The following is a 19,230-nucleotide window of genomic DNA, read 5'->3' on the forward strand; positions in this document are numbered from 1 at the left end:
GCTATCGCGGCGCCAAACCCGCGATGTGGCCGATCAGCCGGTCGATCTCGGCTTCCGTGTTGTAGTAGTGCGGCGACGCCCGCACGACTGGCGGCAGCGAGCGGATCTCGGCATCGATACGGGTGCTCCCCGGATCTGAAGCGCCGATGGTGATGCCCGCCGCAGCGGCGCTGCTGACGATGGCGTCCGCCCCATACCCATCCAGCGTGAAGCTGACGATGGCGCCCGGTGCGCGTCCGAGGTCGCGAATGGTCACGCCGCGAACCGAGGCGAGGCCGCCGCGAAGACGGTCCGCAAGCAGACGGCAGCGCTGCTCGATGGGGCCGAGGCCGATCGCGAGGGCATAATCGATGGCAGTGCCGAGACCGAGACGTGCCGCGTAATTGTTCTCCCATGTCTCGAAACGGCGGGCATCGTCACGGAGCCGATATTCACCTCGCGAGACCCAGGGCGCGGCGAAGTGATCGATCATCGGCGGCTCGAGCCGTTGCAACATCTCGCGGCGGACGTAGAGAAAGCCCGTGCCGCGCGGGCCGCGGAGGAATTTGCGCCCCGTCGCCGACAGCATGTCACAGCCGATGGCTTCGACGTCGACCGTCATCTGGCCGACCGCCTGGCAGGCGTCGAGCAGATAGGGAATCCCGTGCGCCCGCGCGATCTTGCCGATCGCCGCCGCGGGATTGACCAATCCGCCATTGGTCGGAACCGCGATCAGCTTCACGCGCTCGTCGATCATGCGCTCGAGCGCGTGGACGTCGAGCTCGCCGCTGGCATCGCTCGGCACGACATCGATGATCGCGCCCGTGCGCCTTGCGACCTGAAGAAACGCGACGTAGTTGGCAGCGTATTCCGCTTCGGCGGTCAGGATCCGGTCGCCCTGGCGGAACGGAAGCGCGTAGAACGCCATCTGCCAGGCAATTGTCGCGTTCTCCATGAGGGCGATCTCATCGGGGGCGGCATTCAGCAGGTGCGCTACGGAGCCATAGACCGCATCGAGCCGATCGGACTCGCGGTCGGCAGCGGCATAACCTCCGATCTCGCTCTCCAGGTCGATGTGGTCCTTCATTGCCGCGACGACGGCAGTTGGCATGAGGGCCGCGCCGGCATTGTGGAGATAAGCGAGGCGGGAGGCGGCCGGGGTGTCGGAACGTATCCGGTCGATGTCGATCAATGCTGGTCTCCGCCTCTGCTGTCCCGATCCCATGAATTAGGCGCGTTGACGAGCGCGAGCAAGCTTATGTGCTGCTTGGAACAAAATGGCGGATTATTGCCTCGTCTTGGTATCGGATTCCAAATCGGCGGCCTTTCTCCCCGGATTTTGAGAAACCCGGTGACTTCGGACGTTATATCTTCCCGGATCGGGAAACAGACCATGCAAGAGAAGACGCAATCCCGCTCAATGACCGGGACGCCCAGGACCAACATCACCCGACGGATCGACCTCACGACCCTCAGGCTGTTCATCGCCATCTGTGAGGAGGGCAATTTGACGCGCGCCTCGCAGCGCGAAGCGATCGCGCCCTCTGCTGTCAGCAAGCGCATGCATGATCTCGAGGAGGTGCTCGAGGTCGCGCTGTTCGAGCGGCATCCGAACGGCATGGCGCTGACGCCGGCCGGTGAATCGCTGCTGCATCATGCGCGCGTGACGCTGCTCAACGTCGAGAAGATCGCCGTCGACATGGCCGAGCATGCGCGCGGCGTGCGCGGGCATGTGCGGATGCTGGCCAATCTGTCGTCGATCGTCGAATTCCTTCCCGACGATCTGCCCGGCTTCTTTCGCTCCCACGAGCTGGTGCGGCTCGATCTGCAGGAGCGCCCCAGCGCCGATGTCGTTCGCGGCGTCGAGGAGGGTGTGGCCGAAATCGGCATCTGCTCGGCCGACGTGTCGACCCGCGGGCTGGAGCGGTTCTCCTATCGGCGGGACCGCCTCGTCATCGTGGTGCGATCCGATCATCCGCTTGCGTCGGCAAGAGACGTTTCGTTCGCCGACACGCTCGACTACGACCATGTCGGCCTGTTTGCGACCAGCTCGATCTATCTGCGCTCGCAATACACCGCGCAGCAGATCGGCAAGTCGATCCGGTTGCGGGTCCACGTCCCGGGATTCGATGCGGTGTGCCGGATGGTGCAGGCCGGCATGGGCATCGGCCTCATTCCCGACCGAGCGTTCGAGGTCCTCAGTCACGGCATGAATCTGACGGCCGTCGAGTTAAGCGACGACTGGGCCGATCGCGAACTGGTGCTGGTGGCCAGGGATCCCGCGGGATTGTCGGCGACGAGCCAGTTGATGCTCGATCATCTGCGATTGCCCGGAACCAAACCTCACTGATGACGGCCTTCGTGTCGTTCGTCATCCGCGAACGCGTGTTCATCAAAGGATATTGGACTTAAGGCCCTGCGCTCGGCGACACCACGATCAAAGACGATCGAGGAGCGCCAGACGTGGACGGACCATTATCCGGAATACGAGTCGTCGAGCTCGGAACTTTGATCGCGGCACCATTTGCCGCGCGGCTCTTTGCCGAGTTCGGCGCCGAGGTCATCAAGATCGAGCAACCTGGCAGTGGCGATCCCCTGCGCAGATGGCGCAAGCTGCATCAGGGCACCTCGCTCTGGTGGTACCTGCAATCCCGCAACAAGAAGTCGATCGCGATCGATCTGAAATCGCCTGACGGCCGCGACGTCGCGCTGCGGCTGGCCGCGCAAGCCGACGTCGTGATCGAGAATTTCAAGCCAGGGAGCCTCGAGAAACTCGGCCTCGGCTGGGATGTGCTCTCAAAGCTCAATCCGGACCTGACACTGGTCCGCATCTCCGGCTACGGGCAGACCGGCCCTTACCGCGATCGCTCCGGGTTCGGCGCGATCGGCGAAGCTATGGGTGGGCTGCGCTTCACCACCGGCGATCCCGACAGCCCGCCGGCCCGGGTCGGCATCAGTATCGGCGACAGCCTTGCGTCGCTTCATGGCGTGATCGGCGCGCTGATGTCGCTGCTCCGAGTCAAGACAGGGCAGGGGCGAGGGCAGGTGGTCGACGTCTCGCTCTACGAGAGCGTGTTCAACCTGATGGAGAGTCTCGTCCCCGAATATGACCTCATGGGTCATGTCAGGACCCGCACCGGCGGCGCCCTGCCGGGCATCAGTCCATCCAATACATATCCCAGCTCCGACGGGCGCCATGTCGTGATCGCCGGCAACAGCGACGCGATCTTCAAGCGCTTGATGCTGGTCATCGGGCGGCCGGACCTTGCAGACGATCCAGCGTTCGCAAGCAATGACGGGCGCGTCCGCGGCAACGCCTTGCTCGATGCTGCCATCGCTGCATGGACCTCGGAGCGAACGATGGACGAGATCCTCGCACGCCTCGATGCGGCCGACGTCCCCGCGGGCCGGATCTATTCCGTCGCCGATATTGTCGACGATCCCCATTACGCCGCCCGCGACATGATCCTGCCGACCGAGCTGCCGGGCGACGTCACCGTAAAGATGCCGGGCATCGCGCCGAAGCTCTCCGACACCCCGGGCGCGGTCAAATGGCCTGGCCCGACGCTGGGACAGCATACCGACGAGGTGCTCGCGGGCCTCGGCTTGCAGGCAGGCGATATCGCGCAGCTGCGCCGGAGCGGAGCGGTGCAATGACGGCAACGCCACCGGACGTCCTGATCCAGGAGGTCGCTCCGCGCGACGGCCTTCAGATCGAAGCGAAATGGGTCGAAACCAGCGAAAAAATCCGGCTGATCAATTCGCTCTCTGCGATCGGCTTCGGCCGCATTGAGGTCTCGTCATTCGTGTCAGCGGCGGCCGTGCCGTCGCTGCGCGACGCCGCGGACGTCTTCGCCGGCATCGAGCGGCGGCCCGGCGCGATCTACACGGCGTTGATCCCGAACCGGAAGGGTTCTGAGCTGGCGCTGGCCGCACGCGCCGACGAGCTCAATTTCGTGATGTCGGCGAGCGAGACGCACAACCGTGCCAACATGAACATGACGCATGCGGTGTCGCTGGCGTCGCTCAGCGAGATCGTGAAGCCAGCCCATGCAGGCGGCGCGTTGGTCAACGCGACGGTTGCGACGGCGTTCGGCTGTCCGTTCGAAGGCCTGCAGCCTTTCGAGAAGGTGCTCGACATCGTCACGCGCTATCTCGATCTCGGGGTCGATGGCGTCACGCTCGCCGATACCACGGGCATGGCCAATCCCAATCAGGTCTCGCAGCTGGTTGCCGAGGTCTTGATGCTGGTCCCTGCTGATATGCTCACGCTTCACTTCCACAACACGCGCGGTCTCGGGCTGGTTAACGTCCTCGCGGCCTATGACACCGGCGCGCGCCGCTTTGACGCCGCGCTGGGCGGCCTCGGCGGATGTCCATTTGCGCCGGGTGCCACCGGCAATGTCTGTACCGAAGACCTCGTCAATCTCTGCCACGAGACGGGCCTGCGGACCGGTCTCGACCTGCAGCGCTTGATCGATCTCTCGTTCCGGTTGCCTGGACTGATCGGACACGAGGTGCCGGGGCAGGTCGCCAAGGCCGGCCGTCCCCTCGATCTGCATCCCATACCCGAGCGGCTGCGACGCTCGGGCTGATCGACCGCTATCAAAATTCAAAACACATTGGAGGAAACCATGACGATTGCCACGGCGGCGACTGCCGACCTCGATACTGGACTCACAGAGCATCAGGTCATCAAGAAGATTGCGTGGCGGCTGATGCCGCTGATCATTGTCTGCTACTTCTTTGCGTTCTTCGACCGCGTCAACATCAGCTTCGCCAAGGCTGCGCTCCAGGCCGATCTCGGCCTCAGCAACACCGCCTACGGATTTGGCGCCAGCCTGTTCGTCGTTGGTTACGTCCTGCTGGAAGTGCCGAGCAACATGCTGCTCTATCGCTTCGGCGCGCGGCGCTGGATCGCCCGCATCATGATTTCCTGGGGGCTGGCGACGGCGGCGATGGTCTTCGTTCATAGCGAGTGGCAGTTCTATGCGCTGCGCTTTGTGATCGGCGCCATGGAGGCGGGATTTGCGCCCGGCATTCTCTATTACCTGACACTCTGGTTTCCAAAATCGCATCGCGGCCGCATGACGTCCGTGTTTTTTCTCGCCACTGCATTCTCGGGGATCATCGGCTCGCCGATCTCGGGTCTCATCCTCAACTATCTGAACGGGCTGCACGGTCTGGCCGGTTGGCAATGGCTGTTTCTGGCTGGCGGCATTCCCTGCGTTGCGCTTGGCTTCGTCGTGCTGCTGCGCTTCGACGACGGGATCGAGCACGCCGAATGGTTGAGCGACGACGAGCGCCGGTTGATCTCGGTTCAGCTGGACCGTCAGAAGACCGAGATCGGCGAGCATTCGGCATGGCGCTCGCTGCTCATGCCCGGCGTCCTGCTGCTCGGATTCATCTACTTCCTGATCCAGATCGCTTCCTACGGCCTCAATTTCTGGGCGCCCGACCTGATCAAGGCGGCCGGCGGAGGCAGTGCAGCCGCGATCGGCTTCCTGACCGCCGTACCCTATATCTGCGGCGCCATCTGCATGATTATCGTAGGCCGATTGTCGGATGCATCGGGCGAGCGCCCGAAATTTGTCGCAGCCTTGATTCTGACCGCGGCCGTGGGATTCTTCGCGTCCGGTGCATTCGACAGGAATGTCGTCACGCTGGTTGGCGCGCTTGCCATTCTTGGTGCCGGCGTGGTTGCGGCCATTCCGACATTCTGGACGCTGCCTCCGAAAATTCTCACCGGTGCGGGGGCGGCGAGCGGGATCGCACTCATCAATACGCTGGGGCAGGTCGGCGGCATCGTCAGCCCGGTCATGGTTGGCTCGGTCAAGGATGTGACCGGCAGCACGACACCCGCGCTCTATGTCATTGGCGGCTTGTGCGTGCTCTGTGCGTTGCTGCTGCTGACGGTGCTTCCGCGAGACCTGAAAGCCAGGGACGTGGCGGAACCCCGGGTCGCATAGGCCGCGGCATTGGCGCGCCTTGGTGAGGCGCATTCAAGAGGGTATCTAGGCGAAAGACATCACACCGCCGTCCATTCTCAATGGATGGCGGTGTGATGGCCCGGAACCGAAGGGGACGCGCAATGGCGAAGAACACGATTTGCCTCTGGTACGACAAGGACGCCGAGGCGGCCGCCCGCTTCTATGCCGAAACATTTCCCGATAGCGCCGTAAGCGCCGTCCATCACGCGCCCAGCGATTACCCCTCCGGCAGGGCGGGCGATGTGCTGACCGTCGAGTTTACGGTTGCCGGCGTTGCCTGTCTCGGCCTCAACGGCGGTCCGATTTTCAAGCACAACGAGGCTTTCTCGTTCCAGATCGCGACCGACGATCAGGAGGAGACCGACCGCTACTGGAACGCCATCATCGGCAATGGCGGGCAGGAGAGCGCCTGCGGCTGGTGCAAGGACAGATGGGGCCTCTCCTGGCAGATCACGCCGCGGGTGTTGACCGAGGCACTGGCGGCCGGCGGTGCCGAGGCAAAGCGCGCCTTCGATGCAATGATGGGGATGACGAAGATCGATGTCGCCGCGATCGAGGCCGCGCGCCGCGGCTGAAATCATCTCGCCTCAGATACAGAGGCCGAGCAGCTTGACGTGGCAGCCGCTGGATTTCGGCTTGCTGGCGGGCGCGGCCTCGCGCTTCACGGCAACCAGCGGCTCCTCGTCCTTCTTGCCTTTACCTTTGCCCTTGCCCTTCGGCTCGTAGTCGCCCGCGATCACCATGGCCCAATAGGTTCGCTTGCCACTGGCATTTTTGGCGCTTGCGATGCCGACGCGGGAGGCGTTGTGCAGCAGCAGGTTCTTGCGATGCCCGGACGAGTCGATCCACTGTCCCAGCGTCTTCTCGAAATTGTCGTAGCCGTAGGCGATGTTCTCGGCCGCGCGGCCCGCGCCGGCCGGTGCGACGCGCCGGTTGAACGGGCCGAGCGCGTCGTGGCTAAGGTCGTCCTTCGCCGCCATCGCGCGGGCCTGGTCCATGGCGATGCGGTCAAGGGTTGAATCGCGGACGACGCGGACTTCGCCGTTCTTGAGGCGAAAGCCGGAGATCAGCTCGGCCGGGGATTCGGCCATCGCGGGCGCAGCTGCGAGCAGCAGAAGGCCAGCGATCACGCCGCCAACCACACGATGCATCATCATCCCCCGAATGCCCATGACCCGCCGCCCGAATGATCCGATCGGTTCTCTATCGCCAATGTGGACGCTTCAAGGCGCGAGCAGCCCGTCAGCTCGCCGGCAGGTCCGCCTCGAAATTGAAGCGGTCGCGCAGGTTTTTCCGCTGTTCCAGGATGTCCTTGAGGAAGGCGCGGTCCTGGTCGTTCTTCATCATCGGTTCGATCAGGTCGAGCTGGTTCATGGCGACCAGTTGCAGGATCTCGGTTCGCGGCTTGCCGCTGGTATCGCGGGGCAGCGCGTGTACGACCTGGATGTGTTCCGGCGGCTTTGGGCCCTTGGCGGCCGAAAGCTCGCTGCGAAGCTCGCCTTCAAGCGTGGCCTGATCGGCCTCGACGAAGGCATAAAGCCCGACGCCGGAGCGGCGGTCGGCGAAGGCGACGATGGCGGTGTCGCGCACGGCCGGGTTCTTGCGTATCAGCTCGGCCAGCACCGGCGCGTCGTTGACCAGCCGGCGGCCGCCGCCCTCGCGGTCGGTGAAGTTGAACAGGCCGCGCGTGATCGCGCGATAGACCTTCTTGCCGGTCGCGAGCCACAGGCTGGCGGCGAATGATTTCTTCGCCAGGATCTTGCGCTCGCGGGGCGTCAGCGCCTCGGGTGCGTAGGAACGCTTGTGCTTGAGCAGATGCCGCAGGTCCTCGTAGGCGAGGATGCGGTAGAGCCGGCCACGTCGGTTGAAGCAGGCCGCGAGCTGGAAGTCGGTCACATAGGCGCGGCCGTCGCGGCCGACCAGCCAGTTCTGCTCCTTGGCGAGATCGTTGTGGCAGATGCCAGCGCGACGCAACCGGCGTAGCGCCACCTTGGCCGAGCGGAAATAGGCGAGGTCGCCATGCGGCTTGGCAAGATGGAGCGCGACGCCGTCGACAAAGCCGCGCACGAGCGCCCGGCGGCCGGCCCACAGCAAATCGGGGCCGACATTGAGGCCTTTGGCCAGTGCCAGCGCGTGCTTCTCACGCGCGAACAGGTGGCGCGCCAAGGGAAATGACCACCACGGCACTTCGTCGAGCCGGCGCAGCACGGCGTCGACCTCGCCGCTGTCACCGCGGAAGCGGCCGCGCTCGACGGTCGAGAACACGTCGCGCTTGAGCAGCACGCCCTCGGTCCAGCGCGCCGACAGTGTCGCGGCGTCGTCTTTGGGAAGACTCATCGAAAAACTCACGCTGCTGCGGCGATGCGCAGGTGATCGGCGATCCAGCGATCGAGATCGGCGAGCGCCAGCGCGCTCATCGCCTGCTTCTTGGCCACCGTCTTCTCGTTGCCGCGCAGGCGGCTGCCGTCGGGCTTCTTCGTCGGAGCATTCGCAAGCGGCGGGAACAGGCCGAAATTGATGTTCATCGGCTGGAACGAGCGCGTACCGGGCTCAATGGTCTCGATATGGCCGCCGGTGATGTGACCGAGCAACGATCCCAGTGCTGTCGTAGCAGGCGGGCTCGCCAGCGTTTCGCCGCGCGCATCCGCTGCCGCATAGAGACCGGCGATCAGGCCGACGCTGGCGGATTCCACATAGCCCTCGCAGCCGGTCATCTGACCGGCAAAGCGCAGCCGCGGCTGCGCGCGCAGGCGCAGCTGGCCGTCGAGCAGCTTTGGCGAATTGAGGAAGGTGTTGCGATGCAGGCCGCCGAGGCGGGCGAATTCGGCCTTCTCCAGCCCCGGAATGCTGCGGAAGATGCGCTGCTGTTCGCCGTATTTCAGCTTCGTCTGGAATCCGACGATGTTGTAGAGCGTGCCGAGCTTGTTGTCCTGGCGCAGCTGCACGATCGCGTAGGCCTTCGTGGTGGGATCGTGCGGATTGGTGAGGCCGACCGGCTTCATCGGGCCGTGGCGCAACGTCTCGGGGCCGCGCTCCGCCATCACCTCGATCGGCAGGCAGCCGTCGAAATAGGGCGTGTTGGTCTCCCATTCCTTGAACTCGGTCTTCTCGCCCGCGATCAGCGCGGCGACGAAGCCGTCATACTGCTCCTTGGTCATGGGGCAGTTGATGTAGTCGGCACCGGTGCCGCCGGGGCCGACCTTGTCATAGCGCGACTGGAACCAGGCCACTGACATGTCGATGGACTCGCGATGCACGATCGGCGCGATCGCGTCGAAGAAAGCGAGAGCGTTCTCGTCGGTCAATTCGCGGATGGCGTCGGCCAGCGGGGCGGAGGTGAGGGGACCGGTCGCCACGATCACGTTGCTCCACTCGGCCGGCGGCAGGCCTGCGATCTCGCCGCGGGCGATCTCGATCAGGGGGTGGTCGTTGAGCGCCTTGGTGACGGCCGCCGAGAAGCCGTCGCGGTCGACCGCGAGCGCGCCGCCGGCGGGCACCTGGTTGGCGTCGGCCGCGCGCATGATCAGCGAGCCGAGCCGGCGCATTTCAGCGTGCAGCAGGCCGACGGCGTTGTTGGCGGCGTCGTCCGAGCGGAACGAATTGGAGCAGACGAGCTCGGCGAGCCCATCGGTGCGGTGCGCCTCGGTCATGCGGTCCGGCCGCATCTCGTGCAGCACCACGGGCACGCCGGATTTGGCGACCTGCCAGGCGGCTTCGGAACCGGCAAGGCCAGCGCCGATCACGTGGACAATGTTGGATTGGGGTCCTGTCATGGGGCGGACAGGTAGCGCTTTTCGGCGGTCAGTGGAATCGCCGAGATGGAGTTTTCTGCCATCAGAAACGACAACGCCCGCACGAGGCGGGCGCTATCGGTTCGTCCGGTGAAGGGCTGAACGGAATCAACCCTGATACTGACCGGCGGCAACGCGCGGGATGTCCGAGCGATCGAGGCCGATGTCGGCCAGTTCGCGATCGCTGAGCTGGGACAGCTCGGCAACATTGCGCTGATAGTCCCGGAAAGCCTGGATCATGCGGATGAGCGAGAGCAGCATTGGTAGTCTCCTGTAGTTCGATTCAGCCCTTGCCCGAGCCTCATCGTTGAAATGAATATAGGTGAGAGTGGTGCAGTGCGAAAGTTCCGATGTTGCGATGCAGCTAAGCGCGAGGTGCATAGCGGTGGTAACGGACGATTAACCCGGGAACACTCTCGCCTAAAGGGTAGGCGAAATAGGGAATACTTTGCCAGAAATCACCGTGAATTCACGGGTTTACTGCAACCACTCTCGCTACCGGTGAAATGGAAATAGGTAGGGTTCCAACTGTTCTCAAGGCGATCAGTCAGCGCCTGCGCCCAAGTCTCGCATGCGCGAATCGCATGATAGCGGAACTATAGATATGAATATAAATTCATTCATATGTGGGGCACTATGCGACCGGGTCCCGACGATCCAACTCGCTTTGGGCTGGCGGATCACCAGACGGCCAGGCGTGAAGCCTGCCGAAACCCACCAAGCCTCGTTTCAGACCGCAACCGCCTCTCTGGTGCGGTGCACACACGCCGAACGTGTGGCGTTCATTACAAGGGTGTAATGAAAATCAGAAACTTTGCATGGTGCCTCTGCGCCGCACGCAACATCACGCAATTCTCGCGAGGAATTTATTGCGGCAAGTTGCCGCGCCCGGAGGAAAGTCATGTCGCAGATTCTGGCAATGTCGCTGGTTCTGTCCCAAGAACAAGAGAAGGAAAGTAACATCATGACGAAGTTACTCGGGGTTATCGCAATTGCCGCCGTTGCGTTCGCCGTCGCGCCGGCCCAGGCTGCCAAGCACGCCATGGGCGGTTGCAGCTCGGCCAATCTGGAGAAGACGGAGACCGCGATCGAGAACATGGCCGACGGCGACAGCAAGTTCGTGGCGCAGAAGGAGATCGCGGCTGCGCAGGACGCGCTTCTCAACGGCAAAATGGGTGTGTGCGGCGCGCACCTGAACAAGGCGATGAACGCCACCATGGGGAAGTAAACGCACCAAGAGAGGGCCGATCGCCGGGCGATCGGCCCTACGCGTCCTGTCGGGCGCTATTTAAGGGGCGCGTGCGAGCTGGGTCGCGAAATAGGCGACGGTCTTGGAGTAGACTTCGCTCTTATTCCACTGCTGCAATACCGCAAAATTCGGACTGCCCGGCTGCCAATCCTTGCCGCGCTGCCAGCCGTAGCCGGCGAGATAATTGGCGGTGGAGGCGAGCACGTCGGGCGCGTTGTGCAAGAGGTCGCGCTTGCCGTTGCCGTCGAAATCGACGGCGTATTTCATCCAGGACGACGGCATGAACTGGGTCTGGCCGAGCTCGCCGGCCCATGCGCCCTTCATGTCGGCGGGGGCGAGGTCACCGCGCTGGACGATGCGCAGCGCATCCAGCAGCTCGGCACGAAACTGGTCGGAGCGACGGCAATCATAGGCCAGCGTTGCCAGCGAGCGGATGGTGGCGAACTTGCCGGTGTTGACGCCGAAATCGGTCTCGAGACCCCAGATCGCGACCAGCACCTCGCCGGGCACGCCATAGGTCTGTTCGATGCGGGACAGCACCGAGCCGTATTGCTTCATCATGTTGGAGCCACGCTGCATGCGCGGCGGCACCATGCGGCCGGAGAACTCCTCGAAGGTCTGGGTGAAGACTTTTTGCGAGCGGTCCCGGTTGAGCACGCTCTGGTCGAGCGTCACGCCGGCAAGCCCGGCGGCAACGGCCTGCTGCGAGACGCCCTTGGCCGCGGCGTCGGCTTTGAAGTCCGCGAGCCAGGCGTCGAAATTGCCCGAGCCGCAGGCAACAGCGGCGAGGGCTGGCTGGGCGGTTAGGATTGACGCGGAGAGGGCGAGGGCTGCGAGAGCGAGACGAGAAATCGTCGGGGTCATCAGATGAAATGGATTCCGTGAAGTGATCTGACCGGCGGGCGCAATTTCGATTGTAACCGCGGCCAAAGCAAGGCGTATGACAGCACGCAATCCTGCCCGAGCCGAGCCCGGGCAGGATCGCATGTCACGATATCGTCAGGCGTCCGTCCGATTGCGCCAGGGGAAGAGGTTGGCGGGGAAGTCGGCGGCCGGCTTGCGCGGGCGATGCGGCGGGGGCGGCACCGGACGTGCACCGGGCTCCGAGACGATCACCTTGCGGTAGAGGTGCCAGGTGGCGTGGCCGAGCAGGGGGATCACCACGGCAAGGCCAAGGAACGCCGGAATCGTACCTAGCGCCAGCAGCACCGCCACGATCAGGCCCCAGGCCGCCATCGGCACCGGGTTCTTGGCGACGACGCGCAGGGACGTCACCATGGCCTCGAACGCGCCGGCATGGCGGTCGAGCATCAAGGGGAACGACACGGCGCTGATGCAGAGCGCGGCAAGCGCAAACAGGAAGCCGGTGCCGCAGCCGACCACGATCAGCCACCAGCCTTGCTGGGTCGTCAGAACGCGCGTCATGAAATCAGAGATACCGGTCGCGCCCTCATAGCCGAACGCCGCGACATAGATCGCCTGAGCGGTCGCAACCCAGGTCACGAACAGAGCGAGCAGCAGGGTGCCGAGACCGAGCATGGCGCCGAACGAAGGCGAGCGCAGCACCTCCATGGCATTCCAGGCGCTGGCCTCCTCATAACGTTCGCGCCGGCTGGAGAGCTCATAGAGACCGAGCGCGGCGAACGGGCCGATCAACGCGAAGCCTGCGGCCAGTGGGAACAACAGCGGCAGCACCGAATAGCCCATCACCGCGCGGGCGAGCACGAGGCCTAGCACCGGATAGATCACGCAGAGGATGATGGCGTGGCTCGGCACCGCCTTGAAATCTTCCCAGCCGCGCCTGAGCGCGTCGTGCAGATCGGACAGTTGGATGGTTCGGATCACCGGTCCAGCCGCATCCGCGGGCTGGGCCACAGTGGGGACATTGCCCGGGTAGAGTGTGGCCATGGTCGCTAGCTCCCTTGCCATGCAGCCGAATTCGGCGCCGGCAACGGCGCAAGCGGCCGCTTTTCTGAGTTTCGCGATTCCGGCCAGACGCGAATTCCGGACGTCATCGCGAACTGAAAGTGGAGCGTACGCCCATTTCCGAGTCCTGTCCCACACGCTTGGTTGAGATTCGATGCCGCACCGCAACCTCAACGATGTCATTCGGTCGTCATTTCGCCGCAGATAAGCTGATGCTGGTTGTCGGTTCGCAGAACTTCGCGGGCGTAACGCAGTAACTTCGTTTATAAGTGCCACTCAAGGCCCTTCCAACGGATCCTTTTCGGGGAGAAGACATGAGCATTTTCGGGAAAATCATGGGCGCGATCTTCGGCAGCCATCCGGCTTCCGCCGCGCCCGCAGGTGGCGCACCCTCGGGTAGCGCACCCGCCAGCGCCGCGCCGGGCGGATCGGCGCCTGCTGCCGCGCCGATGGCAACCGTGGACGTTGCGGCCATCGTCGACAAGCTGGTCGCTGCCCAGAAGGAGAAGCTGGAATGGCGCACCTCGATCGTCGACCTCATGAAGGCGCTCGACATCGACTCCAGCCTTGCCGCGCGTAAGGACCTCGCCAAGGAGCTCGGCTACAGCGGTGACATGAACGACTCGGCGAGCATGAACGTCTGGCTGCACAAGCAGGTGATGTCCAAGCTCGCCGCCAATGGCGGCAAGCTGCCGCCGGAGATCAAGCACTGACCGATTGTTCGGTCGTAAGCCAAGGGGGCCCGCGATCTCGCGGGCCCTTTTGCATTCAGGCGACGAGGTCTGCTTCCTCCGGATGCCTGTCGAGATAGTCGACGACGAAGCCACAGCCGGCGATCACCTTCTTGCCGTCGCGGCGGATCAAGTCCAGCGCACCCTTGATCAGCTCGGACGCAATGCCGCGGCCGCGCAGCGCGCGCGGCGTCTCGGTATGGGTGATGATCACGGCCGACGGCGTCAGCCGGTAATTGGCGAAGGCGATTTCGTTGCCCGTATCGAGCTCGAAGCGACTCCTGTCCTTGTTGTCCCGTACCGCCATGCCAGATCCCTTCGAAGCGCTGCGTGTTCTCTGATCTAGGCGCCTGAACCGGCCCTTGCCAAGGTGCGACCAAGGGAGGTTGCCGCAGGGGAGATATCCGGAAAATGCGTGTCCCGCTCAGCCTCTTGGCGCTGCTTGCGGCGCTCGTCTCGACCGCGCCGGTGTCGGCTGCGGCCGAAGGCGCCCCGGCCTGGGATGCCTGCGTCGGGCTGGCCAGTACGCCGGACGCGCGGATCAAAGCCTGCTCGGCCGTGATCGATACCAGGAGCGAGAGCGGGCAGAGGCTTGCCGGCGCCTATTGCAATCGCGGCCATGGGCTCACCGAGAAACGCGAGCTCGACGCCGCGTTGTCCGATCTCGACGAGGCGGTCCGGCTCGCTCCCGGCTATGCCTGCGCCTACAACAATCGCGGCCGCGTCTACAGCTTCAAGCGCGACTATGATCGTGCCATCGCCGAATACGACCAAGCCATCAAGCTCGATCCGTCGCTGACGCTGGCCTACAGCAACCGCGGAGAGTCCCGTTTCAACAAGGGCGACCTCGACGGCGCCATTGCCGATTTCGACGCGGCGATCAAGCGCGATCCCAACTATGTCACCGCCTACGCCAACCGCGGCTTCGTCTATGCCCGCAAGCATGACACGGCGCATGCGCTCGCCGACTACAGCATGCGGATCAGGCTGGCGCCGGATCTGATTGCCTATATCGACCGCGGCAACGTCTACCGCGACAGCGAGCAGCTCGACCGGGCCGCCGCCGACTACGGCGAGGCGATCCGCGTCGCGCCGACCGACGCACGCGGCTGGCGCAATCGCGGCATGATCCGGCTCTATCGGGGCGACAACAAGCGCGGCCTTGCCGACTACGACAAGGCGCTGCAATACGATCCCTCCGACGTGTTCTCCTGGAACAACCGCGGCCAGGCCAGGCTGCGCCTCGGCGACAGGCAGGGCGCGATTGCCGATTTCCGGAAGGCGCTGGAATTGCGTCCAGGCCTGCCGTCCGCCCATGATGCACTGCAGAAGCTTGGGGCTCTGTAGCGAGCGTTCGATCAACGCGTGAGCCATAATTCCTAATGCCGCCTCGCTGGCAAAAAACATCAGTCCGTCTTGCAATCGTGCACCCGGTTCCCCACGTCTCGTTACAGGACATACGCCCGAATGCGGCCGGCACGGTCGCTAGACATTCGGAGTGTCATGATCGCCAGCCGCTGACGTATGCCTCTTTTGGAGGAGGGTACGATGTCGGACTTTAGTTTCATCAAGACTCATCGAACATGGGAAGATTGGTGCGGGATGCTGCTCGGCGCGCTGATTGTCGCATCGCCGTGGTTCCCCATCCAGGATCACTCGCCGATCGTCGAACGCCAGACGATGATCCTGAACACGGTCGCAATCGGCCTCGTCGTATTCGGCCTGAGCCAGCTCGAATATGTCGCGTTGCAGCGCTGGCAGGAGGTGGCGACGATCCTGGTCGGGCTGTGGCTTATCGTCTCGCCCTATGTGTTCGGTTATTCCGGCGAAGGCTTTCTCCGGATCTACCATACGAGTCTCGGAGCGGTGGCGGTGATCCTCGGCGTGCTCCAGCTGTGGCAGGACTGGGGTCTGAGTGACCAGGATATGCTGAAGCATGGGCAATAGGCGGTAGATTTGAGCAGGCCTGCCGTGCGCTCGGCGGGCCTGCGCTCGCTTAACTCTTCACCAAATCCGCATACTCCGGATGTTTCTCGATCCACGCCTTCACGAACGGACATTGCGGGATCAGTTTCAAGCCGGCCGCGCGGACCTGGTCGAGCGCGGCTTGCACCAGCTTCGAGCCGACGCCCTTGCCACCGAGCTCCTTCGGCACGCCGGTATGCTCGAAGGTGATGACGTTGCCGTCGAGCTTGTAGTGTTCGGTCGCGAGATGGCCCTCCACCTCCAGCTCGAAGCGATGATCGGCCTTGTTATCGATGACGTCGCTCATGGTGTCTCCCGTCAGGTCTTCAACGAGTCCGTCAGCATCTTGCGGATCGACCAGGCCTCGCCGTCGGACGAGCCCTTGATGTCGTCGATCCGCCAGCTGTTCGCCTCGCGCACGAAGTCATAGCGCACGATCTGGTCGGCGGGTTTGCGGTCGTTGCGGTGGCCGGTGATGGTCACCGCGATCGTCGCCTTGTCGGCCTCCACCTTCTCCGCGTCAACCTTGAAGGATTTCACGTCCGGTTCCTGCGAGTTGGTGACAGGATCGAAATCGACCGGACCAACGTCGCCCTTCGGCGTATGCGCATCCGCCTTGGCCCACAGCGCGACCAGCGCCCTGGAGAGATATTTTGTTTTGGCCGCCTTGTTCTCGATGACGAAGGCGCCGCCGCCATCGCCTTTGCCCTTGGCTGCGCGCGTGTAGATGGCGGTCAGGATCGCGACGGGGTCGCTGGAGGCAGGCATCACGGCGAATGCCGGAGCGGCGGAGGCAAGCAGAGAGGCGGCGACGAAGGTCCGACGGGTGAGCATGAAATGTCCCTGAGATAATGACGTGCGATCGCAGGGCCGGAGCGGCCGGCGTCAGCGCGTATCTCTGTAGACCGATGGCGCGGCCGCTCGGTTCAATCGGTCGCTTTGGCGAGCCTGGAATCTTCAGATTGCGGCTGCGGGCGGAGGCAACCCTGGCAGATGACGAGGGAGCGGGTGACCCTGGCGTCCTGCTCGGCCTCGATGCCGTCCTGGGCCTGCCACCATTCCTTCGAATAGGGCTGAAGTCCGGCTTGCGACCTGTTGCGCTCGGAGCCGGCGTCGGCGCGCGTGGCACGCGGAGCCCCGGAACGTGGCTGGTTGGGATCCTCGCCGGCGCCATCCCAGGCATAGCGCGCGGGCTTGAAGGCGGGGTCGGCGGAGAGGTGCGCCTGAGGCGCCACGGCACATCCGGCGAGCACCAGCGACAACAGGAGGAAGGCGGGCGCTTTGACCATGATGCGGCACTCTGTACGCGAGAACTGGCTGAGGTTGCGCCGATCATGTTTAAAATTCCCTGAACGGTCGCGGCTGCGCCGGCGACAAACGCGAATGCGCTATCTGATCCTCCTGCTCATACTGCTCGCCACCGCTGCGCGCGCCGACGATGCAAAACCGTTCAATCCCTCCGATTATCCGCCCGCCGTGCAGCAGGCGCTGCGCTACGCCAATGAGGAATGCGACAGCCAGGATGGTGGCCTGGTGACCTTCGCGCCGGACACCGTGCGCAAGATCGATCTGACCGGCGACGGCCGTGAGGACTACATCGTCGATTTCCGCGACACCAAATGCGGGGAGCGCGAGACCACCTATTGCGGAACCGGCGGCTGCGTCATGAACGTCCTGGTGACTTTGCCCGACGGCAGCGTGCGCCCCGTGTTCGACGGCTCTGTCCGCGGCTACAAGATTTTGCCGCCGGCGATGAAGCGTGGCGCGGCGCGCACCATTCGCTTCGATCTGCACGGTAGCTATTGCGGTGGTTTCGGTGCGCAGGCCTGCTGGAAGGAGAAGGCCATCACGGCGACGCCCTTTGCGTTCAAGCAGCCGTAGGGCAGATGCGCGACCGGCGGCCTTGCTACACCGCATTCGATGGCGATAAATGGGCTGCAAGGAGCGGGCGGCTCGTGCGCCGTCCGCCGTCGAAGAGGAAGCCCGATGCAGCCCCTGCGCATGTCCCGCCGCGTCATGAATCTCGCTCACATGCTGACCCAGAATGCGCGGCGGCATGGGGCGCGTCCCGGTTTCGTATGGGGGGACAAATCCTGGACCTGGCGCGAGATCGATGCGCAGGTCTCGGCGCTGGCCGCCGCACTCGCCGCGCGCGGCATTGCCAAGGGCGACCGCATCCTCGTCCATTCCAAGAACGGCGACGAGATGTTCTTCTCGATGTTCGCCGCGTTCCGGCTCGGTGCGGTCTGGGTGCCTACCAATTTCCGCCTGATGCCGGATGAGGTCACCTATCTCGCGCAGGCCTCCGGCGCGAAGGCATTCCTGTGCCACGTCGATTTTCCCGAGCACGCTGCAGCCGTGAAGGGCGGTGCGCTCGAGTTCACCTGGAGCGTCGACGGCAAGGGCTCGTTCGGCGAGCGCTCGGTGGCGGAAGCCATCGCCTCGCAGGCCGGTGCAAGTGTTGCGAACGTCGCCGTCGAGCACGACGATCCCTGCTGGTTCTTCTTCACCTCCGGCACCACCGGCCGCTCCAAGGCCGCGGTGCTGACCCACGGCCAGATGGGTTTTGTCGTCACCAACCATCTCGCCGATCTCACCCCCGGCGTCACGGAAGCGGATGCGTCGCTGGTGGTGGCGCCGCTGTCGCATGGCGCCGGCGTCCATCAGCTGGTGCAGACCGCCCGCGGTGTGTGCACCGTGCTGCTGCCGACGGAGAAATTCGACATCGACGAGGCGTTCCGCCTGATCGAGGCGCATCGGGTCAGCAATCTCTTCACGGTGCCGACGATCCTGAAGATGATGGTCGAGCATCCGGCCGCCGACAAATACGATCATTCCTCGCTGCGTCACGTGATCTATGCCGGCGCGCCGATGTACCGCGAGGACCAGAAGGCCGCGCTGAAGAAGCTCGGCAAGGTCATCGTGCAGTATTTTGGCCTCGGCGAGGTCACCGGCAACATCACCGTGCTGCCGGCGGCGCTGCATGATCCCGAGGACGGGCCCTATGCGAAGATCGGCACCTGCGGCTTCGAGCGCACGGCCATGCAGGTCTCGATCCAGGACGACGAGGGCTGCGAGCTGGCCGCCAACCAGAGCGGCGAGATCTGCGTGATCGGGCCTGCCGTGCTCGCCGGCTACTACGACAACCCCGAGGCCAATGCGAAGGCGTTCCGCAACGGCTGGTTCCGCACCGGCGACCTCGGACACATGGACGAGGAGGGGTTTGTCTACATCACGGGACGCGCCTCGGACATGTACATCTCCGGTGGCTCCAATATCTATCCGCGCGAGATCGAGGAGAAGATATTGACGCATCCCGCGGTCGGCGAGGTCGCCGTGCTCGGCGTGCCCGACGCGACCTGGGGCGAGGTCGGCGTCGCCGTCTGCGTCGCGCGCGAAGGCGAGACGCCGGTGAGCGAAGCCGAGATGGCGGCGTTCCTCCTGCAGAAGGTGCCGCGCTACAAGATGCCGAAGCGGTTCTTCTTCTGGGATGCATTGCCGAAGTCCGGCTATGGCAAGATCCCGAAGCGCATGGTGCGCGATGAGCTCGAGGCGCGCGGGCTGCTCGATCTCGACAACAAGCAGGCGGGCTGAGCATA

22 protein-coding genes are annotated in these 19,230 nt (G+C 64.2%); 11 read left to right on the forward strand and 11 right to left on the reverse strand.

Translation table 11 applies throughout. From position 1 onward, the window contains the following. Position 1: 1 nt before the first annotated feature. Complete coding sequence (locus tag ACVJ5M_RS23935; RefSeq protein WP_354097604.1) at positions 2-1,171, reverse strand: aminotransferase class V-fold PLP-dependent enzyme; 1,170 nt, start codon at positions 1,169-1,171, stop codon at positions 2-4. A gap of 201 nt (positions 1,172-1,372) precedes the next feature. On the opposite strand from ACVJ5M_RS23935, the gene ACVJ5M_RS23940 reads away from it, so the two are divergent. The 5 genes from ACVJ5M_RS23940 to ACVJ5M_RS23960 all read left to right on the forward strand — a co-directional run bounded on the left by ACVJ5M_RS23940 (position 1,373) and on the right by ACVJ5M_RS23960 (position 6,544). Further along, a complete protein-coding gene (locus ACVJ5M_RS23940) occupies positions 1,373-2,329 on the forward strand; it encodes a LysR family transcriptional regulator (RefSeq protein ID WP_224517269.1) in 957 nt (318 codons plus the stop codon). A 113-nt stretch (positions 2,330-2,442) separates the two neighbouring features. Continuing rightward, entirely contained in the window at positions 2,443-3,636 is a 1,194-nt protein-coding gene (locus tag ACVJ5M_RS23945) for a CaiB/BaiF CoA transferase family protein (RefSeq protein ID WP_354097602.1), read from the forward strand. Further along, positions 3,633-4,574: a hydroxymethylglutaryl-CoA lyase gene (locus ACVJ5M_RS23950; protein WP_354097601.1), complete on the forward strand. Its 942-nt coding sequence runs from the start codon at positions 3,633-3,635 to the stop codon at positions 4,572-4,574. Before ACVJ5M_RS23945 ends, ACVJ5M_RS23950 begins: the two co-directional genes overlap by 4 nt. Before the next feature lie 39 nt (positions 4,575-4,613). Next, on the forward strand, positions 4,614-5,948 hold the full coding sequence (locus tag ACVJ5M_RS23955; RefSeq protein WP_354099712.1) for an MFS transporter: 1,335 nt from the start codon (positions 4,614-4,616) through the stop codon (positions 5,946-5,948). A gap of 122 nt (positions 5,949-6,070) precedes the next feature. Further along, entirely contained in the window at positions 6,071-6,544 is a 474-nt protein-coding gene (locus ACVJ5M_RS23960) for a VOC family protein (protein WP_063983137.1), read from the forward strand. A gap of 12 nt (positions 6,545-6,556) precedes the next feature. Here ACVJ5M_RS23960 and ACVJ5M_RS23965 read toward each other — a convergent pair whose 3' ends face one another. The 4 genes from ACVJ5M_RS23965 to ACVJ5M_RS23980 all read right to left on the reverse strand — a co-directional run bounded on the left by ACVJ5M_RS23965 (position 6,557) and on the right by ACVJ5M_RS23980 (position 10,021). Beyond that, positions 6,557-7,120 carry a CAP domain-containing protein gene (locus tag ACVJ5M_RS23965; protein ID WP_085404753.1) on the reverse strand — a complete coding sequence of 188 codons (564 nt, stop codon included), beginning with the start codon at positions 7,118-7,120 and terminating at the stop codon, positions 6,557-6,559. A 91-nt stretch (positions 7,121-7,211) separates the two neighbouring features. Beyond that, positions 7,212-8,306: an AMP-binding enzyme gene (locus ACVJ5M_RS23970; protein WP_354097599.1), complete on the reverse strand. Its 1,095-nt coding sequence runs from the start codon at positions 8,304-8,306 to the stop codon at positions 7,212-7,214. Between the two features lie 8 nt (positions 8,307-8,314). Continuing rightward, entirely contained in the window at positions 8,315-9,742 is a 1,428-nt protein-coding gene (gene trmFO / locus ACVJ5M_RS23975; protein WP_354097597.1) for a methylenetetrahydrofolate--tRNA-(uracil(54)-C(5))-methyltransferase (FADH(2)-oxidizing) TrmFO, read from the reverse strand. A 126-nt stretch (positions 9,743-9,868) separates the two neighbouring features. Then, entirely contained in the window at positions 9,869-10,021 is a 153-nt protein-coding gene (locus ACVJ5M_RS23980) for a DUF1127 domain-containing protein (RefSeq protein WP_007590701.1), read from the reverse strand. A gap of 640 nt (positions 10,022-10,661) precedes the next feature. Here ACVJ5M_RS23980 and ACVJ5M_RS23985 point away from each other — a divergent pair. Then, positions 10,662-10,988, forward strand: a complete 327-nt coding sequence (locus tag ACVJ5M_RS23985; RefSeq protein ID WP_028152352.1) for a hypothetical protein — start codon at positions 10,662-10,664, stop codon at positions 10,986-10,988. A 60-nt stretch (positions 10,989-11,048) separates the two neighbouring features. Here ACVJ5M_RS23985 and ACVJ5M_RS23990 read toward each other — a convergent pair whose 3' ends face one another. Together ACVJ5M_RS23990 and ACVJ5M_RS23995 are read right to left on the reverse strand one after the other, a co-directional pair. Then, positions 11,049-11,873, reverse strand: a complete 825-nt coding sequence (locus ACVJ5M_RS23990; RefSeq protein ID WP_063983140.1) for a lytic murein transglycosylase — start codon at positions 11,871-11,873, stop codon at positions 11,049-11,051. A gap of 135 nt (positions 11,874-12,008) precedes the next feature. Further along, positions 12,009-12,917 carry a DUF2189 domain-containing protein gene (locus ACVJ5M_RS23995; protein ID WP_166341915.1) on the reverse strand — a complete coding sequence of 303 codons (909 nt, stop codon included), beginning with the start codon at positions 12,915-12,917 and terminating at the stop codon, positions 12,009-12,011. A gap of 332 nt (positions 12,918-13,249) precedes the next feature. Here ACVJ5M_RS23995 and ACVJ5M_RS24000 point away from each other — a divergent pair, with 332 nt between their 5' ends. Beyond that, positions 13,250-13,648: a DUF3597 domain-containing protein gene (locus ACVJ5M_RS24000; protein WP_028156132.1), complete on the forward strand. Its 399-nt coding sequence runs from the start codon at positions 13,250-13,252 to the stop codon at positions 13,646-13,648. 55 nt (positions 13,649-13,703) lie between these two features. On the opposite strand, the gene ACVJ5M_RS24005 is transcribed toward ACVJ5M_RS24000, so the two are convergent. Then, on the reverse strand, positions 13,704-13,973 hold the full coding sequence (locus ACVJ5M_RS24005; protein WP_354097596.1) for a GNAT family N-acetyltransferase: 270 nt from the start codon (positions 13,971-13,973) through the stop codon (positions 13,704-13,706). 104 nt (positions 13,974-14,077) lie between these two features. Here ACVJ5M_RS24005 and ACVJ5M_RS24010 point away from each other — a divergent pair, with 104 nt between their 5' ends. Both ACVJ5M_RS24010 and ACVJ5M_RS24015 read left to right on the forward strand, forming a co-directional pair. Continuing rightward, positions 14,078-15,013: a tetratricopeptide repeat protein gene (locus ACVJ5M_RS24010; protein WP_354099711.1), complete on the forward strand. Its 936-nt coding sequence runs from the start codon at positions 14,078-14,080 to the stop codon at positions 15,011-15,013. 201 nt (positions 15,014-15,214) lie between these two features. Beyond that, positions 15,215-15,613, forward strand: a complete 399-nt coding sequence (locus tag ACVJ5M_RS24015; RefSeq protein ID WP_166341913.1) for an SPW repeat protein — start codon at positions 15,215-15,217, stop codon at positions 15,611-15,613. Positions 15,614-15,662: 49 nt separating this feature from the next. Here ACVJ5M_RS24015 and ACVJ5M_RS24020 read toward each other — a convergent pair whose 3' ends face one another. The 3 genes from ACVJ5M_RS24020 to ACVJ5M_RS24030 form a co-directional block, all read right to left on the reverse strand. Next, a complete protein-coding gene (locus ACVJ5M_RS24020) occupies positions 15,663-15,938 on the reverse strand; it encodes a GNAT family N-acetyltransferase (RefSeq protein ID WP_354097594.1) in 276 nt (91 codons plus the stop codon). Positions 15,939-15,949: 11 nt separating this feature from the next. Continuing rightward, positions 15,950-16,465 (reverse strand): DUF3828 domain-containing protein, encoded by a 516-nt coding sequence (locus tag ACVJ5M_RS24025; RefSeq protein WP_354097593.1) that lies wholly within the window; start codon positions 16,463-16,465, stop codon positions 15,950-15,952. Between the two features lie 92 nt (positions 16,466-16,557). Next, the gene (locus ACVJ5M_RS24030) at positions 16,558-16,920 is read right to left on the reverse strand and encodes a hypothetical protein (RefSeq protein WP_354097592.1); all 363 of its coding nucleotides are present in this window, start codon (positions 16,918-16,920) and stop codon (positions 16,558-16,560) included. 94 nt (positions 16,921-17,014) lie between these two features. Between ACVJ5M_RS24030 and ACVJ5M_RS24035 the strand changes: the two genes are divergently transcribed. Then, positions 17,015-17,512, forward strand: coding sequence for a hypothetical protein (locus tag ACVJ5M_RS24035; RefSeq protein WP_354097591.1), 498 nt, complete (start codon positions 17,015-17,017; stop codon positions 17,510-17,512). Positions 17,513-17,617: 105 nt separating this feature from the next. Then, positions 17,618-19,225: an acyl-CoA synthetase gene (locus ACVJ5M_RS24040; RefSeq protein ID WP_354097590.1), complete on the forward strand. Its 1,608-nt coding sequence runs from the start codon at positions 17,618-17,620 to the stop codon at positions 19,223-19,225. Positions 19,226-19,230 lie beyond the last annotated feature (5 nt).

Source organism: Bradyrhizobium sp. S3.7.6, assembly GCF_054061875.1.